Here is a 16,333-nt window from a genome sequence, read left to right on the forward strand (position 1 = left end):
CACAAACACCAGGCCACCCGGCTCTCGCCAGCTGCCCCATCGCTCGTCATGTCGGTGGACCAAGTCCAGAACCGCGTCGCCGCCGCCCCGTCTCGATGAACAGGGGTATACGGACCACCCAGCAGCCCGTCAACAGCCAAAACGGAACTTTCTTCGATTTCGACGACAGAACCACGACAGGCCACCCGGACGGCCCTCCAGCGATCCCGAGACGGGTGCGTTCGGCGTTTCGGGGTGAAGGGGATCCGCTCGACCGGAGGGAGGGGAAACGCGCTCGCGCGCGAGGCGCCTCAATCTCGACATGCTGCCCTTCGACATGCTGATGTCTTGGCGGCTGCGATGCCGCCCTCCTCCGACAAGGCGCTCTTGGTGAACCGCGACCGTCTCAAGATCGGCGAGGCCAGCGGCCCGCGGACCCTGCCGGGCTACGCCCACGGGATCCAGCCCGCCCTCGACCTGCTCGGATCGGATGCGACGCGCATCGATCGGCGCGAGGTGAACCTGCGCTGGCTCTGCGCCTCCGCCCTCACCGGCCTGACCGGGGCCGCGCTGATCGGCGCGGCGCTCCACGTATCGCTGCAGGGCGAGGCCTCCTTCGCCGCCATCCCCGAGCGGGTGAGCATCCCCGCCCGGCCGCAGCCGAGCGAGGGCGGCGCCAATCTCGCGCGCAAGGGCGACCGGCTCGTGCGCAACCTCATGATCGCCTCGGCCAAGCAGAGCTTCCGCTCCCCGGTGACGGTGCGGCTCGGCGATCGCGAGATCATCAAGGTCCGGCCCTTCGTCCGGATCACCACGGCGCTCTCGATGTCGACCGGGGTGTTCGCCGGCGACATCCCGAAATTCGATCCGATGAAGTTCGTGTCCGACGAGCCGCTCGAGCGCGCCGCCGATGCCGGCTCCGCCGACGCGCCGGGCGCCGAGGTCAGCGTGGTCAAGCGCGACCTCGTCGACGCGGCGGTCGAGGCCGGGGCGGCCGCGCTGTCGGACGACGACGTGACGGCGCAGGTCGAGGAGGAGCGCCGCAGCACCGCGGAGGCCGGCCGGCGCACCGCGATCCCGATCGCACCGCAGATCCTCCTGTCGCGCACGCTCCAGGGCGCGACGGCACCCGACTTCGACGCCGGGGCCAAGGACGGCGGCCCCAAGGCCGGCAATGCCGCCGACGGCAACCCGTTCAAGTCGATCGAGGTGCTGGTCGTCCCCGAGAACGTGACCAAGCTCGCCAAGGTCGAGCTGCGCCCCAACGAGACGCCGATCGTCGAGGAGCGCGACCTCGCCCTGAAGCGCGGCGACACGCTGGAGGCGGTGGTGCGCGCCACCGGCTTCGCCTCCGAGGACCAGATCCGCGGCATCGTCACGGCGCTCGGTGGCAAGGCCAAGACCGGCGCGCTGGCCGAGGGCCAGCAGTTCCGGCTCCAGATCGCGCCGGGCGCGAAGCCGGGCGATCCGCGGCAGGTGACCCGCGTGGTGCTCTACGGCGAGGGCGGGATCGAGGGGATCGCCGCGATCAACGACCGCGGGGCCTTCGTCTCGGTGGCCCCACCGCCGGAAGACACGCCCTCGCAGAAGCCCGCCGCGAGCGCCGAGAATTCGGAGGACGAGGACGAGGACGGCGGCTCGGGCCCGCGCCTCTACCAGAGCCTCTACGAGACCGCGGCCCGGCACGACCTGCCGCGGGCGACCGTCGAGGACATCGTGCGGGTGTTCAGCTACGATCTCGACTTCCAGCGGCGGATCTCGGCCGGCGACGGACTCGACGTGTTCTACACCTACGACGAGGATGCCGGCGCCAGCGCCGACCGGCCGGACCTGCTCTACGCCTCGCTCAACCTCGGCGGCGAGAGCCGCAAGGTCTACCGCTTCCAGTCGCCCGACGACGGCTCGATCGACTACCTCGACGACCAGGGCCGCTCGCTCAAGAAGTTCCTGATCCGCAAGCCGATCGCCGACGGGATCATGCGCTCGGGCTTCGGCTACCGCCGCCACCCGGTGCTCGGCTATGCCAAGCTCCACACCGGCGTCGACTGGTCGAACCCGATCGGCACGCCGATCGTGGCGGCCGGCAACGGCACCGTGATCCGGGCCGAGATGACCTCGGGCTACGGACGCCGGGTCGAGATCCAGCACATCAACGGCTACGTCACCACCTACAACCACATGTCGCGGTTCGGGCGTGGCGTCACCGAAGGTGCGCGGGTGCGGCAGGGCCAGGTGATCGGCTATGTCGGCTCCACCGGGCTCTCCACCGGCGCGCACCTGCACTACGAGGTGATCATCAACGGCCACTTCGTCGACCCGATGAAGATCCGCGTGCCGCGCGGGCGCGAGCTCGACGGGCGGATGCTCGCCGAGTTCAAGCGCCAGCGCGAGCAGATCGACGCGGTGATGCAGAAGTCGAAGAGCGCCACCGCGATGGCGCAGCGGGACGCGGCGGTGCGCTGAGGCGGCCTTCCCGCAGCGAGCCGGCGCTTCAGGCGAAGCCGAGCGCCGCGCGGATCGTCTCCGGTGTTTCGCCCCGCGCGCGACGGTCGGCGAGGCTTTCCGAGCCCTTCGACTTCGCGAGCTTGCCCCCGTCCGGGCCGAGGACCAGGGCGTGATGGTGGTAGCGCGGGGTCGGAAGGCCGAGGAGCGCCTGGAGCAGGACGTGCAGGTCTGTCGCCGCCTCGAGGTCGTGGCCGCGGACCACGTGGGTGACGCCCTGATGCGCGTCGTCGACCACGACGGCGAGGTGGTAGCTCGTCGGCACGTCGCGGCGGGCGATCACGGCATCGCCCCAGCGGGCGGGATCAACGACCCGGACCATCTCGTGAAACGCGCCCTCCCCTCCCCCCTGAAGCGGGGAGGGTGGCCCGCGAAGCGGGTCGGGAGAGGGGTGCGACGATGCCGGATCCGGCGCTCCCCTCTCCCGACCCTCGCCGACGCGAGGCCCACCCTCCCCCGCACCCAAGTCGGTCCTGCCCGACTTGGGCACGCAAGGTGCGGATCCCGGGCAAGCTCGAGATCCGTCGGGGGGAGGGAGAAGCGCCAGATTCGAATAAACATGAGGGCCCGGCGCCTGCCCGATCGCCTGGGGCATGTCGAGCCGCCAAGCGTGCGGCTCGCCGGCGGCGCGGCGGGCGGCGGCGGTCTCAGGATCGAGCGCCCGGCAGGTGCCGGGATAGAGCGGCGCGCCGTCCGGGTCGCGCCCGGCACTGCCGCCGGCGGCGGCACGGATGTCGCCGCGGGTGCAGAAGCAGGGATAGGCCAGGCCCCGCGCGATCAGCCCGTCGCGGGCGGCGCGATAGTCCGGCATGTGCTGCGACTGGCGGCGGACGGGTGAATCGAAGACGAGCCCGAGCCAGGCGAGGTCGGCGCCGATCGCGTCGATCAGCTCGGGTCGCGAGCGGGTCGGGTCGATGTCCTCGATCCGCAGCAGCAGGCGGCCGCCGGTGCGGGACGCGAGCGCGGCGTTGAGCAGCGCGGAATAGGCGTGGCCGAGATGCAGCCGGCCGTTCGGGCTCGGGGCGAAGCGGAAGACGGGCCGCGGATCGACCTCCGGCCTCAACCGCCGACGCGATGCAGGCACTGAAGCGGGCCGGGCGTGCAGGCGATGCCCGGCAGCGAGCAGGCCGGCCCGTCGGCGAGCCGCCGGCAGACGCGGCAGCCGTCGCCCCATTCGGCGCAGGTCGCGTCGTCGGCCGGCGAGGCCGGGCCGTGGGGGGCGCGGTTGGGCAGGAGCACGCCGAGCAGCACCGTCGCCGCCACGAGGGCGGCGATGCCCCAGGCAGCCAGGCCGCCGGGGTCGCGGGACGTCGGGTGCGGGTCGGCGGGCAGGTTGGCGGGCGTGTCGGAAGGCATGGCGACGGTGTTCGCGCGGGGGGACGCGTCCGTCAAGCCGCCCGCGCGACGCGCCGCTCGAGCAGGCCGGGCAGGAGCTTGAGGTCGAGGGGCTTGGCCAGGAACCCGTCGAAGCCGGCCCGGCGCGCGGCCTTCTCGTCCTCGCGGCCCGCATTGGCGGTCAGCGCGACCAGGTGGAGCCGGCCGCCCTTGCCGCGGGCTTCGGCGGCGCGGATGCGGCGCGCGGTCTCGTGGCCGTCGCAGTTCGGCATGCGGATGTCGATCAGGGCGAGGTCGAACGTGCCGCCCTCCGCGAGGCGGGCCAGAGCTTCGAGACCGTCGGCCGCATGCACCACCTCGGCGCCGAGGCGCTCCAGGGCCTTGGTCGCCAGGAGCGCGTTGATCGGGTTGTCCTCGGCCAGAAGCACGCGCAGGCCCGTGCCCGCGCGCACGGGCGCGGCGTTGGCCGCTTCGGGCGCGGGCTCGGCCGGCGGGGTGGGCGCGAGCAGGCGGTCGAACAGCGAGCGGGCGCGCACCGGCTTGATCAGGTAGGTATCGAACCCGGCCGCATTCGGCGCGCCGAATTCGCGCCGGTCGAACGGCGAGAGCAGGACGAGGCTGCAGCGCACGCCGCAGGCCTTGGCCTGGTCGGCGAGGCGCCGCACGGCGTCGTCGCCGAGCGCGCGGTCGGCGATCACCGCGTCGAAGCCGACGCCGGCGAGCGCATCGAGCCCGTCCTTGAGGTTCGGCATCACCACCGCGGACGCGCCGGTGCGCGCGAGGTTGCGCGCGAGGAACGGGGCCTGAAACGGCGAATCGGCGACGATCAGCACCTTGCGCGCGGCGAGCACCGGGCGCGGCACGGCGGCGGGCTGATGCTCGGCCGCCGGCAGCGGCAGCACGACGCGGAAGGTCGAGCCGCGCCCGAGCTTCGATTCCGCCTCGATCCGCCCGCCCATCCGCAGGACGAGGCGGCGGGTGATGGCGAGGCCGAGGCCGGTGCCCTCGTGGCTGCGGCTGGCGCTGCCGTCGCCCTGCTCGAACTCCTCGAACAGCGATCCGACCCGGTCGTCGGCGATGCCCGGCCCGGTATCGGCGACCGCGAGCACGATCGCGCCGTCGGCCTGCGCCACGCTGACGCCGACCCCGCCGCCCTGCGTGAACTTCACCGCGTTGCCGACGAGGTTGACCAGGATCTGCCGCACCCGGTCGCCGTCGCCGATCACCAGGCCCGGCACGCCGTCGGCGACGTCGAGGGCGATCTCGATGCCCTTGTCCTGGGCGCGCGGCGCCAGCAGCTCGACCACCGCCTCGGCGGTGGCGGAGACGTCGAACGGCTCGGCGGCGAGGTCGATGCGGCCGGCCTCGATGCGGGAGAAGTCGAGGATGCCGTCGATCAGCGCCAGCAGCGCCTGCCCGCTGGTTCGCACCGCCTGGACGTAGGTGCGCTGCTCGCCGTCGAGGCTCGTGTCGAGGACGAGGTCGGCCATGCCGAGGATGCCGTTGAGCGGCGTGCGGAACTCGTGGCTGACGGTGGCGAGGAAGCGCGATTTGGCGACGCTCGCCGATTCGGCGCGCGACAGCGCCACGTCGAGGGCGCGGGCCGATTCGACCCGGCCGGTGACGTCGCGGCCGGCCCGCAGCCACTGGATCGGCTCGGATCCGCGGGCGACGGGCACCTCGACGAAGGCGAACCAGCGCGGCACGCCGTCGGCCGGCATCACCCGCGCCTCGCTCCGGCGCACGCCGTCCGGGCCGGTCTCGGCGCCGGCGGTCTCGAGCACCTGGAGATCGAGGGTCGCGCCGATCATCGCGAGCGGCGTCCGGTCGAACAGCGCGGCGTAGCCTTCGTTGGCGAAGGTGATGCGGCCGGCCGCGTCGCGCTGGACGATCACGTCGGTCGTGGCCTCGACCAGGGCGCGGTAGCGGTCCTCGCTCTCGGAGACCTGCCAGATCCGGTCGTGGAGGTCTTCGGCGTCGTCCAGGGCGCCCGCCTGCCCGCGCCGCGCCCAGGCGAAGGCGAGGCTGGCGATGGCGACGAGGAGCGCGAGCGCGACGACGAGGTCCCTGGGGTCCATGCGGATCTCCCCCGGCGTGACGCGTCCGGGCGGAGCGACCATCGCAGCAGAGGCTGAACGATGGGTTTGCAAGGGCGCTTAACCGGAGGTTGCGCCAATGGACGCGAGCCCGCGTCAGCCCTCCGGGAAATCCGCCCCGAGGCTGGTCTCGCGCCAAGCCTCGATCTCGGCGAGCCGCGCCTTCAGCTTCGCGGTCACCGCATCGTAGCCCCAGGCGCCGAGGACGAGGTGGCGCGGCGGATCTTCGATCTCGGCGACATGGATCATCGCCTCCGCGGCGCGGGCCGGATCGCCGGCCTGGGTGCCGCTCTTCTCGGACGTCGCCGTGAGGCGGGCGCCGGCGGTCTCGGCGTAATCGGCGATCGCGCTCGGCGTCTGCTTCAGCGAGCGCCCGGCCCAGTCTGTGCGGAACGGGCCCGGCTCGATGCAGGTCACCTTGATGCCGAGCGGCGCGGTCTCGGCGGCGAGCGCGTCCGACCAGCCCTCGACCGCGTGCTTGCTCGACGAATAGTAGCCGGATGCGGGAAACCCGATGAAGCCAGCCACCGAGGTGATGTTGAGGATGCGGCCGCTGCGCCGCGCCCGCATCCCGGGCAGCACCGCGCGGGTCAGCGCGAACAGGCCGAACACGTTGGCGTCGAACTGCGCGCGGATCTCGGCCTCGACCCCCTCCTCCACCGAGGCCTGGTAGCCGTAGCCGGCATTGTTCACGAGCACGTCGACCTGGCCGAACGCCGCGTGGGCGGCTGCGACCGCGGCGTCGACCTGGCCCTGGTCGGTGACGTCGAGGGCGAGCGCGAGGGCGCGGTCGCCGGACGATTCGGCGAGGTCGGCGACGCGGCCGACGTCGCGGGCCGTCACCACCGCGCGCCAGCCGCGGGCGAGCACGGCGCGGGCGAGGTCGCGGCCGAAGCCGGTGGAGCAGCCGGTGATGAACCAGACGGGGGTGGTCATGGAAGCCATGCGGAGCGTCCCGTGCGCCCTGAGAACCGGGGCGATGCGTGAGGGGGTCGCGGGTCCGGCAGGGGCCGGGACACGCTGCGTCGTCACGCAGATAGGACGCGCCGACGCTCCGGCGACGGGGGAACCGTCGCCGGAGCGGAGGTCGGGCGGGCGCCTTGCGGCGCGGGATCACTGCACGGCGTAGCGGGCGTGGCCCTCGATGGCGCCGGCATGGTGCTGCACCGGCACCTGGGCCTGGCCGACGAAGTAGGCCTCGACCATCTCGCGCACGACCTCGGCGAGGTCCTCGGCGCGGGCGACGTCGAGCTGCATGTCGCTGCCGACCGAGCGGCCGAGGCTCGCGGCGCAATGGGTCTTGGCGACGAGCTTCTCGGCGTAGGTCTGGCCGATGCCGGAAACCGAGATCAGGTTGCGGCCGCCGAGCTCGGGGCCGTACTTGATCACGATCCGCTGCTCGGGCTGCGAGGTGCCGCTGAGGACCGCGCGCAGCGTGACGAAGTCTTCCCTGTCGATCGCGCAATCCAGGCCGGTGATGCTGCCGTGCACGTTGTCGCGCTCGTCGAGCACCTCCGACATCAGGGTCAGGACGCCGAGCACCGGCTGGAGCGCGCGCGCGCCCTCGGCGAGCAGACGGCTGCGGAAGCCGTTCTCGCGGGCCTCGGAGGCCTCGAGGCTGGCGTGGAAGCGGTTCTTGATCTCGGAAGGATTGGTCATGGCGTGTCCTCGGATTCGATTGTCGATCTTTGGCGACCGTGATTCGAGACCTAGGGTTTTTCTTGATATGCCACAATAGTGTGCAAAGTATTCCCGCCTGCCTGCACAATAGGCGGCTGGCGCGCGAACGTCCATGCCCGCTTTCGAGGCATGCGCACCCGGCCGCCTCGCGCACGCGAGGACGGGCCGCCAAACCGCCTCCGCTTCACGGGCCGCCGCCGATGGTGTAGGCGCGGCACCAATCCCTCGGGCGATCCCGTCCGCCAACCCTCGATCGCTCCTCGATCCCTTCGCGATCTCCTTCTTCGACACCAGGAACGGACAGGCACCATGGCCGCCCGCATCGACGCCACCTTCGCCCGCTGCCGCGCGGAAGGCCGCGCCGCCCTCGTGACCTACGTGATGGCGGGCGATCCCGATCCCGAGACCTCGCTGAAGGTGCTGGAGGCGCTGCCGGCGTCGGGCGCCGACATCGTCGAGTTCGGCCTTCCCTTCACCGACCCGATGGCCGACGGCCCGGCGATCCAGGCCGCGGGCCTGCGGGCGCTCAAGGCCGGCCAGGGCGTGGCGAAGACGCTCGACCTCGTGCGCCGGTTCCGCGCCGGCAACGCCGAGACGCCGGTGATCCTGATGGGATACTTCAACCCGATCCACACCTACGGCGTCGCGCGCTTCCTCGACGACGCGTCGGCGGCCGGCATCGACGGGCTGATCGTGGTCGACCTGCCGCCGGAGGAGGACGACGAGCTCTGCCTGCCGGCTTTGGCCAAGGGCCTCGCCTTCATCCGGCTGGCGACGCCGACCACCGACGAGCGCCGCCTGCCGGCCGTGCTCGCGAACACCGCGGGCTTCGTCTACTACGTGTCGATCAACGGCATCACCGGGACGGCGACGCCGGATTTCGCCGCGGTCGGCACCGCGGTCGGGCGCATCCGCCGCCACACGGCCTTGCCGGTGGTGGTCGGCTTCGGCGTGAGGACCGGGGCGCATGCCGCGGCCATCGCCAAGGGCGCCGACGGCGTCGTCGTCGGCTCGGCGCTCGTCGACGCGCTGCATCGGACGCTCGACGGCGCGGGCCAGGCCACCGGCAGCAGCGTCGAGGCGGTCTCGACGCTGGTGCGCGAGCTCGCCGCCGGGGTGCGCTCGGCCTCGGCCCGCGCGGCCTGACGCCGACGGCACTGGCCGACCGGGGCACCGGCCCCGATATGCAAGCCTGAGCTACGCGGGGCCGATCGACGATGTCGGCCCGATCGAACCGGACGGGCGCTTCATGATGGTCGAACCGATGAACTGGATCTCGGAGGTCGTGCGCCCCAAGATCAAGACCCTGTTCAAGCGCGAGACGCCCGAGAACCTCTGGGTGAAATGCCCGGATACCGGGCAGATGGTGTTCCACAAGGAAGTCGAGGGGAACCACTGGGTCATCCCCGGCTCCGAGCACCATCTCAAGATGAGCGCGAGCGCGCGGCTCAAGATGATGTTCGACGAGGGCACCTGGATCGACGTGCCGCTGCCGGAGGTCGCCGTCGACCCGCTCAAGTTCCGCGACGAGAAGCGCTACGCCGACCGCCTCAAGGAGGCGCGCACCAAGACCGGGATGCAGGATGCGTTCAAGGTCGGGTTCGGCCGGGTCGGCGGCCAGCCGATGACGCTGGCGGTCCAGGACTTCGCGTTCATGGGCGGCTCGCTCGGGATGGCGGCGGGCGAGGCCTTCATCCGCGGCGCGGAGACGGCGCTGGAGAAGCGCACGCCCTACGTGATGTTCGCGGCCTCGGGCGGCGCGCGGATGCAGGAGGGCATCCTCTCGCTGATGCAGATGCCGCGGACCACCGTGGCGATCCGGCGCCTGCGCGCGTCAAGGCTTCCCTACGTCGTCGTGCTGACCAACCCGACGACCGGCGGCGTCACCGCCTCCTACGCGATGCTCGGCGACGTGCACCTGGCCGAGCCCGGCGCCCTGATCTGCTTCGCCGGCCCGCGCGTCATCGAGCAGACGATCCGGGAGAAGCTGCCCGACGGCTTCCAGCGCGCCGAGTACCTGCTCGAGCACGGCATGCTCGATCAGGTCGTCCACCGCCACGCGCTGAAGGACACCATCGTGCGGATCTGCGGCCTGCTGATGAACGTGAGCCCGCCCGCCGCGCCGGCGCCGGCCGCATCCGCACCGATCCTCGAACCCGCCTGACGCGCCGCACGCCCATGGATTCCTCCGATGCGCTGATGGCGCGATTCCTGGCCCTGCACCCGCGCACGATCGACCTGTCGCTCGGCCGGATCCAGAGCCTGCTCGCGCGCCTGAACCACCCCGAGCGCCGGCTGCCGCCCGTGATCCACGTCGGCGGCACCAACGGCAAGGGCTCGACCATCGCGTTCATGCGGGCGATCCTGGAGGCCGGGGGCCTGGCCGCGCACGTCTACACCTCGCCCCACCTCGTGCGCTTCCACGAGCGCATCCGGCTCGGCGGCATCGGCGGCGGCCACTACGTCCCAGAGGACCGGCTCGCCGAGGCCTTCGCGCGCTGCGAGGCCGCCAACGCGGGCGACCCGATCACGGTGTTCGAGATCACCACCGCGGCGGCGCTGCTGCTGTTCTCCGAGGCGCCGGCCGACGTCTTGCTGCTCGAGGTGGGCTTGGGCGGCCGCGTGGACGCGACCAACGTGATCGACACGGTCGCGGCGGCGGTCGTCACGCCGATCGGGCGCGACCACGCCGAGTATCTCGGCGACACCGTCGAGCTGGTGGCGATCGAGAAGGCCGGCATCTTCAAGCGCGGCTGCCCGGCGGTGATCGCGGCCCAGGACTACGCCGAGGCGGACGCGGTGCTGTGCCGCCGCGCCGCGGCGGTCGGCGCCACGCCGGTCTGGGTCGGCAACCAGGATTTCTCGGTCCACGAGGACAGCGGCCGCCTCGTCTACCAGGACGAGACGGACCTGTTCGATCTGCCGCGCCCCAAGCTCGTCGGCCGCCACCAGTTCACCAATGCCGGCACCGCCATCGCAGCTTTGCGGGCGGCGGGCTTCGGCGACATCGGCGTCGGCGCGGTGGAAGCCGGCCTGCGCAACGTCGACTGGCCGGGCCGGATGCAGCGCCTCGCCCGCGGACGGCTGGCGGCCCTGGTGCCGCCCGGCTCCGAGCTCTGGCTCGACGGCGGCCACAACATCGACGGCGGACGCATCCTCGCGACGGCGCTGGCCGACCTCGGCGAGCGCAGCGACGTGCCGCTGGTCCTGATCGTCGGCCTGCTCGGCACCAAGGACGCGGAGGGCTTCCTGCGCCACTTCGTCGGGCTGGCGCGCGCGCTGATCGCGGTGCCGATCGCCGGATCGATGGCGGCGCGGCCCGCCGAGGAGGTCGAGGAGATCGCGACCCAGGTCGGCCTCAGCGCCCGCATCGCGCCGAGCATCGAGGCGGCGCTGACCATGGTCGCCGACATCGCCTTCGAGCAGCCGCCGCGGATCCTGATCTGCGGCTCGCTCTACCTCGTCGGCGCCGTCCTGACCGCCAACGGCACGCCGCCAACCTGACCTTGCGTTGATCTGCGGTAAACCTCAGACTTATTTTGCTGCACAGCACACGCGATCGGCGCAACAATGCAGACACCAGGCAGCTGTGGCCCGGATGTTACATCTTGGCCGTGGGAAATCACTTATCCTCAGCATCGATCGGGCAACACGCTGGGGATCAAAAAAACATGAAAACGCTTCTGACGTCATTGGCCGCCTTCACGGCGCTCACCGCCGCCGCTTCGGCCGCCGACCTGCCGCGCCGCGCGCCTCCGCCGGTGTTCACGCCGGTGCCGGTCTTCACCTGGACCGGTTTCTACTTCGGTATCAACGCCGGCTACGGCTTCGACGCGAACGACCGCTCCGGCGCGACCGTCGTGAACGTGGCTCCGGTCACCGCCGTCGCGGCCGCCGTCCCGACCCAGATCGCCTTCGGCGGCTCGAACTCCACCGACGGGTTCACCGGCGGTGGCCAGGTCGGCTACAACTACCAGTTCACCCCGGGCTCCGGCGTCGTGATCGGTATCGAGGCGGACGCCCAGTACGTCGACTTCGGTCGCAACCGGAACCGCTACGTCGTCACCCCCGGGTTCGCCCTCGCGCCCGGCGTCCAGGCGTTCAGCCCGAACGGCATCTCCAGCCTCGACTTCTTCGGCACCGTGCGCGGCCGCATCGGTTACGCGGTCGACAAGGCCCTGTTCTACGGCACCGGCGGCTTCGCCTACGGCGCCGGCGGTGGCCGCGAGTTCGGCCTGCCGAACAGCAGCCGTGACGATTTCCGGACCGGCTGGACCGCCGGCGGCGGCGTCGAGTACGCCCTCCCGACCGACTCGTTCCTGAACTTCTTCCGCTCGTCGGCCGTGACGGTGAAGGTCGAAGCCCTCTATGTGAACCTCGATCAGAACAACCGTCTGAACGGCGCTTACGCCACCAACGCCGCCGGCGCCGTGTTCTTCGCTCCGGGCTACGTCGCCCGCCGCAACGACACCGAGTTCGCCGTCGTCCGCGCAGGCCTGAACTACAAGTTCGGCTCCTACTAGGATCCGACCTCCGACCCACGGGCCGCTCAGAGCCCGGGGTCGGCTCCGATCATTCGAATTGGGTTTCGAAACGCGAGAAAGCCCGGCCCGACGGCCGGGCTTTCTTTTTGCGCGCACCGTCCGACGCGCCGAAAAAACCGACGCGCACGAAAAAGCCCGCCTCCGTGAGGAGGCGGGCTCGTCCTGATCGGTCGCCGCGTCAGGCGCTGGCGGTCTGCGCGCTGATCCAGCGGGACAGGTCGCCCTTCGGCGCCGCGCCGACCTTCTGGTCGACCCGCTCGCCGTTCTTGAACAGCAGCAGAGTCGGGATCGAGCGGATGCCGTACTGCGAGGCGATGCCGGGATTCTCGTCCACGTTCACCTTCGCGATCTTCACGCGGCCCTGCATGTCGGACGCGATCTCCTCGAGCGCCGGACCGATCTGCCGGCAGGGACCGCACCACTCCGCCCAGAAATCCACGACCACGGGCTCGACGGACTTGAGGACGTCCTGCTCGAAGCTCGCGTCGGTCACTTTCACCGTCGCCATCGGAAAATACCCTTCTCAAGGACCGCGCGAGCGCCTGCAGCAGGCCGCCCGCCGATCGGTGAAGGAAGAATTGGCGACCCGCCGTGCTGCGGTCAAGGCGGTCGACCGGACCGCATGCCGGCTGCCCACCCGGTTCATGGCGATTCGGTCCGCAGCGCAGCGGACGTGACGGCTCCGACCGTCCCGCGCTCGCTTTGGCGGCGCCCCCGCCCCATGTGACCGAGGACGCCAGACCGATGCCGCGGGTGCGGCCGCCCCGATCCAGGAGGATTCTTGACGGTGACAGGATTTTTGCAGGTGCCGCGCTTCCGATCCCTCGCGCTCGCCACCGTGGCGGCGGTCGCGCTGGCACCGGGTGCCTTCGCCGAGGACAGCGCCGCCCAGCGGCCGTCCCGCATCGAGGGCGACGCCTTCAGCGCGCCCGCGGCGAAGAGCGCCGGCGACACCCCCGCCGAGACCGCCCCGCCGAACACCGGCTACAAGCCGCTCCTGCCGAACCAGACCCGCGCCCCGAAGCCGGCGGACGCCACGAAGGTCGAGGTCGCGACGGTCGCGAAGGGGCTCGCGAGCCCGTGGGCAATGGAGTTCCTGCCGGACGGCCGGATGATCGTCACCGAGAAGGCCGGAAAAATCCGGATCGTGTCCAAGGACGGCACCGTCGGCCCGGCGATCGCCGGCGTGCCGAAGGTCGACGCGCGCGGCCAGGGCGGCCTGCTCGACATCGCCCTGAGCCCCGGCTTCGCCACCGACGGGCTGGTGTTCTTCAGCTACAGCGAGCCGCGCGACAAGGGCAACGGCACCACCGTGGCGAAGGCCAAGCTCGTCCAGGACGGCAAGGGCGGAGCGAAGCTCGACGACGTGAAGGTCGTCTTCCGGCAGATGCCGACTTACGACGGCGACAAGCATTTCGGCTCGCGCCTGGTCTTCGCCGCCGACGGCAAGCTGTTCGTCACCGTGGGCGAGCGCTCCGACAAGGCGACGCGCGTCCAGGCCCAGGACCTCGCCAGCGGCCTCGGCAAGGTGTTCCGCATCGACGCCGACGGCCAAGCCCCCAAGGACAACCCGTTCTACGGCAGCGACAAGGCCAAGCCCGAGATCTGGTCCTACGGCCACCGCAACGTCCAGGCGGCGGCGCTCGACGGCCAGGGCCGGCTCTGGACCGTGGAGCACGGGCCCCGCGGCGGCGACGAGCTCAACCGTCCGCGGCCCGGCCTCAACTACGGCTGGCCGGTCGCGACCTACGGCATCGAGTATTCCGGCGAGCCCCTCGGCGAGGGCGTGACCCAGGCCGCCGGCACGGTGCAGCCGGTCTATTACTGGGATCCGGTGATCGGGCCGTCGGGCATGGCGCTCTACACCGGCACGCTGTTTCCCGCCTGGACGGACGACTTCCTCGTCGGGGGCCTCGTCAGCGAGGGGATCGTGGTGCTGAAGCGCGACGGCGACAAGGTCGTCACCGAGGAGCGCGTTCCCCTCGACGCCCGCATCCGCGACGTGCGCGTCGGCCCCGACGGCGCGGTCTACGCCGTCACCGACGGCCCGGACGGACGGATCCTGAAGCTGACGCCGAAGGCCAACGCGGGCTGAGCGGCCGAACGTGTTGCAGGCCGGCTGACCGAACGGCCCGATGGGGCATCGGATAGGGCTCAGGTTTCCCCTCTCCCCGCACGCGGGGAGAGGCCCGGCTGCACCCCGTCGTGCAGCCGGGAAGCGGAGGCGAAGCCGCAGCGGCGGTGAGGGGGGCGCGTCCGCACGAGCCTCACGTGTCGGAAGCCCCCTCACCGTCGGCTTCCGCCTCGCCGCGACGACGACGAGGTCGTCGCGGCCCTCTCCCCGCAAGCGGGGAGAGGGAATGCGTACCGGTCGCTCGCGTTGAACGATGAGCAGCGACAGATCTGCGCGGCAACGGACGACGGTCCGGCGCACGATCCCCTCACCCCTCTCGCCGCCGCTCCACGTTCACGTAGATCGCGGCGCCCAGCGTCATCGCGGTGAGGGTGAACCAGGTCAGCGCGTAGACGAGGTGGTTGTTGTGAAAGGCGACCACCGTCAGCCCGCCGACGGGCAAGCGATCATCCGCCGACGCATCCGCATCGATGAAGTAGGGCGCGACGCCGAAGAGCCCCCGGGCCGAAGCGATCGCGGCGACATCGCGGGAATACCAACGATCCTCGGCGGTCGCGTTGCTGCGCAGGAACGCGCCGCCGGGTTCGGTGAGGCGCAACAGGCCGGTGACGTCGATCTCGCCCTCGGGACGGCGCCAGCCGGCAGGATCGCGGCGATCGGAGGGGACGAAGCCGCGGTTCACCAGCACCGTGAAGCCGTCGGCGACCAGCGGCGTCAGCACCCAGAACCCGCCGCCGAGCACCGTCACCGCCTGGACCAGCGTGGTGGACTCGTGGCGGAAGCGGCCCGCCACCCGGACGTGGCGGTAGGCGTCGGCGGCCTCGGTCACGCTCGGCCACGCCGCCGGCCCGGGCACCGGGACCGGGGACGCGCCGATTCGGGCCTCGACCCGCGCGATCAGGTCGAGCTTCCATGCCCGGCGCTCGACCTGCCAGATCCCGAGGGCGACGAGCCCCGCGACCGCCAACGCGCTCGCGAGGTTGAAGGCCGCCAGGCCGAGGCGGGACGTCCTCAGGGCTTGTGGTGCATCAGGTCGTGCGGCGACGTCGGCATCATGTTGGTGTTCAGGTGATACATCACCCAGATCGAGCCGGTCAGCGTGATCACGACGAGGGTCAGCGTGAAGATCAGGGCCAGGATCGTCCATCCGCCCTCGGACTTCGTGTTCATGTGCAGGAAGTAGATCATGTGGACCACGATCTGCACTACCGCGAAGGCCATGATGATCAGGCTGGTGTGCACGGCGTTGCCGAGCACGTCGCTCATCACCAGCCAGAACGGGATCGCGGTGAGGATCACCGAGAGCACGAAGCCGGTCATGTAGCTCCTGAACGAGCCGTGCGCCCCGGCCGGGTGGCCGTGCGCGTCGTGGCCGTACGCGTCGTGGCCGTGACCGTGCGGTTCGGCGTGGTGCCCCGCCCCCGTCGCCGAGCTCATTGCAGCACTCCCATCAGGTACACGAAGGTGAAGACGCCGATCCAGACGACGTCGAGGAAGTGCCAGAACATCGACAGGCACATCAGCCGGCGCTTGTTCTCGACGATCAGCCCCTTCTGGGCGGTCTGCACCATCAGCACGATCAGCCAGACGATGCCGAGCGAGACGTGCAGGCCGTGGGTGCCGACCAGGGCGAAGAACGAGGACAGGAAGGCCGAGCGCTGCGGCGTCGCGCCCTCGTGGATCAGGTGGGCGAACTCGTAGAGCTCGATGCCGATGAAGCACGCGCCGAACAGGCCGGTGATCGCGAGCCAGACCTGCATCGTCCGGACGTTGTCCTTCTCCATCTCTAGCATGGCGAAGCCGTAGGTGATGGAGGAGAGGAGCAGCATCGAGGTGTTGAGCGCCACGAGCGGCAGCTCGAACAGGTCGCGCGGCGAGGGCCCGGCCGCATAGTTGCGACCGAGAACCCCGTAGGTGGCGAACAGCACCGCGAAGATGAGGCAATCGCTCATCAGGTACATCCAGAAGCCGAGCATGGTGCTCGACTCGTGGGCGTGGTCCTCGTCGAGGTAGAAGGCCGGAGCCTCGGTGCCCGGCGGGGCCGTGTCGGTGTGCATCATCGG

Annotated in this window: 15 protein-coding genes; 6 read left to right on the top strand and 9 right to left on the bottom strand. The window is 71.3% G+C overall.

Translation table 11 applies throughout. The features are described 5' to 3' along the window. Nucleotides 1-369: 369 nt before the first annotated feature. Nucleotides 370-2,442 (top strand): M23 family metallopeptidase, encoded by a 2,073-nt coding sequence (locus tag MKK60_RS14720; protein WP_243987052.1) that lies wholly within the window; start codon nt 370-372, stop codon nt 2,440-2,442. Between the two features lie 28 nt (nt 2,443-2,470). Here the strand turns inward: MKK60_RS14720 and MKK60_RS14725 are convergent, their stop codons facing one another. The 5 genes from MKK60_RS14725 to MKK60_RS14745 form a co-directional block, all read right to left on the bottom strand. Further along, complete coding sequence (locus MKK60_RS14725) at nt 2,471-3,544, bottom strand: glutamate--tRNA ligase family protein (RefSeq protein WP_243986811.1); 1,074 nt, start codon at nt 3,542-3,544, stop codon at nt 2,471-2,473. After that, entirely contained in the window at nt 3,541-3,837 is a 297-nt protein-coding gene (locus MKK60_RS14730; RefSeq protein WP_243945604.1) for a hypothetical protein, read from the bottom strand. The genes MKK60_RS14725 and MKK60_RS14730 overlap by 4 nt, the downstream gene beginning before the upstream one ends. 32 nt (nt 3,838-3,869) lie before the next feature. Further along, the gene (locus MKK60_RS14735; RefSeq protein WP_243986813.1) at nt 3,870-5,894 is read right to left on the bottom strand and encodes an ATP-binding protein; all 2,025 of its coding nucleotides are present in this window, start codon (nt 5,892-5,894) and stop codon (nt 3,870-3,872) included. Between the two features lie 114 nt (nt 5,895-6,008). Further along, complete coding sequence (locus MKK60_RS14740) at nt 6,009-6,857, bottom strand: oxidoreductase (protein WP_243986815.1); 849 nt, start codon at nt 6,855-6,857, stop codon at nt 6,009-6,011. A 168-nt stretch (nt 6,858-7,025) separates the two neighbouring features. Beyond that, the gene (locus MKK60_RS14745) at nt 7,026-7,571 is read right to left on the bottom strand and encodes a hypothetical protein (protein WP_243986817.1); all 546 of its coding nucleotides are present in this window, start codon (nt 7,569-7,571) and stop codon (nt 7,026-7,028) included. Nucleotides 7,572-7,901: 330 nt separating this feature from the next. Between MKK60_RS14745 and trpA the strand changes: the two genes are divergently transcribed. The 4 genes from trpA (at nt 7,902) to MKK60_RS14765 (ending at nt 12,115) form a co-directional block, all read left to right on the top strand. Continuing rightward, nucleotides 7,902-8,738, top strand: a complete 837-nt coding sequence (trpA, locus tag MKK60_RS14750; RefSeq protein WP_243986824.1) for a tryptophan synthase subunit alpha — start codon at nt 7,902-7,904, stop codon at nt 8,736-8,738. A gap of 106 nt (nt 8,739-8,844) precedes the next feature. Then, nucleotides 8,845-9,756: an acetyl-CoA carboxylase, carboxyltransferase subunit beta gene (gene accD / locus MKK60_RS14755; protein WP_243987054.1), complete on the top strand. Its 912-nt coding sequence runs from the start codon at nt 8,845-8,847 to the stop codon at nt 9,754-9,756. A gap of 14 nt (nt 9,757-9,770) precedes the next feature. Continuing rightward, the gene (locus MKK60_RS14760) at nt 9,771-11,096 is read left to right on the top strand and encodes a bifunctional folylpolyglutamate synthase/dihydrofolate synthase (protein WP_147728403.1); all 1,326 of its coding nucleotides are present in this window, start codon (nt 9,771-9,773) and stop codon (nt 11,094-11,096) included. Nucleotides 11,097-11,263: 167 nt separating this feature from the next. Further along, complete coding sequence (locus MKK60_RS14765; protein ID WP_243986825.1) at nt 11,264-12,115, top strand: outer membrane protein; 852 nt, start codon at nt 11,264-11,266, stop codon at nt 12,113-12,115. A gap of 199 nt (nt 12,116-12,314) precedes the next feature. On the opposite strand, the gene trxA is transcribed toward MKK60_RS14765, so the two are convergent. Beyond that, entirely contained in the window at nt 12,315-12,644 is a 330-nt protein-coding gene (gene trxA, locus MKK60_RS14770) for a thioredoxin (RefSeq protein WP_147751865.1), read from the bottom strand. Nucleotides 12,645-12,941: 297 nt separating this feature from the next. Between trxA and MKK60_RS14775 the strand changes: the two genes are divergently transcribed. Beyond that, nucleotides 12,942-14,231, top strand: a complete 1,290-nt coding sequence (locus tag MKK60_RS14775) for a PQQ-dependent sugar dehydrogenase (RefSeq protein WP_147728407.1) — start codon at nt 12,942-12,944, stop codon at nt 14,229-14,231. A gap of 346 nt (nt 14,232-14,577) precedes the next feature. Here the strand turns inward: MKK60_RS14775 and MKK60_RS14780 are convergent, their stop codons facing one another. From MKK60_RS14780 to cyoC, 3 genes are read right to left on the bottom strand one after another with little or no spacing between them, the layout of a single operon-like run. After that, a complete protein-coding gene (locus tag MKK60_RS14780; RefSeq protein ID WP_313901129.1) occupies nt 14,578-15,237 on the bottom strand; it encodes an SURF1 family protein in 660 nt (219 codons plus the stop codon). A 44-nt stretch (nt 15,238-15,281) separates the two neighbouring features. Continuing rightward, nucleotides 15,282-15,707, bottom strand: coding sequence for a cytochrome o ubiquinol oxidase subunit IV (gene cyoD, locus MKK60_RS14785; protein ID WP_243986826.1), 426 nt, complete (start codon nt 15,705-15,707; stop codon nt 15,282-15,284). Beyond that, the gene (gene cyoC / locus MKK60_RS14790) at nt 15,704-16,330 is read right to left on the bottom strand and encodes a cytochrome o ubiquinol oxidase subunit III (RefSeq protein WP_147728169.1); all 627 of its coding nucleotides are present in this window, start codon (nt 16,328-16,330) and stop codon (nt 15,704-15,706) included. Before cyoC ends, cyoD begins: the two co-directional genes overlap by 4 nt. Nucleotides 16,331-16,333 lie beyond the last annotated feature (3 nt).

The sequence above is a fragment of the Methylobacterium sp. J-092 genome (assembly GCF_022829325.1).
Taxonomy (GTDB): Bacteria; Pseudomonadota; Alphaproteobacteria; order Rhizobiales; family Beijerinckiaceae; genus Methylobacterium.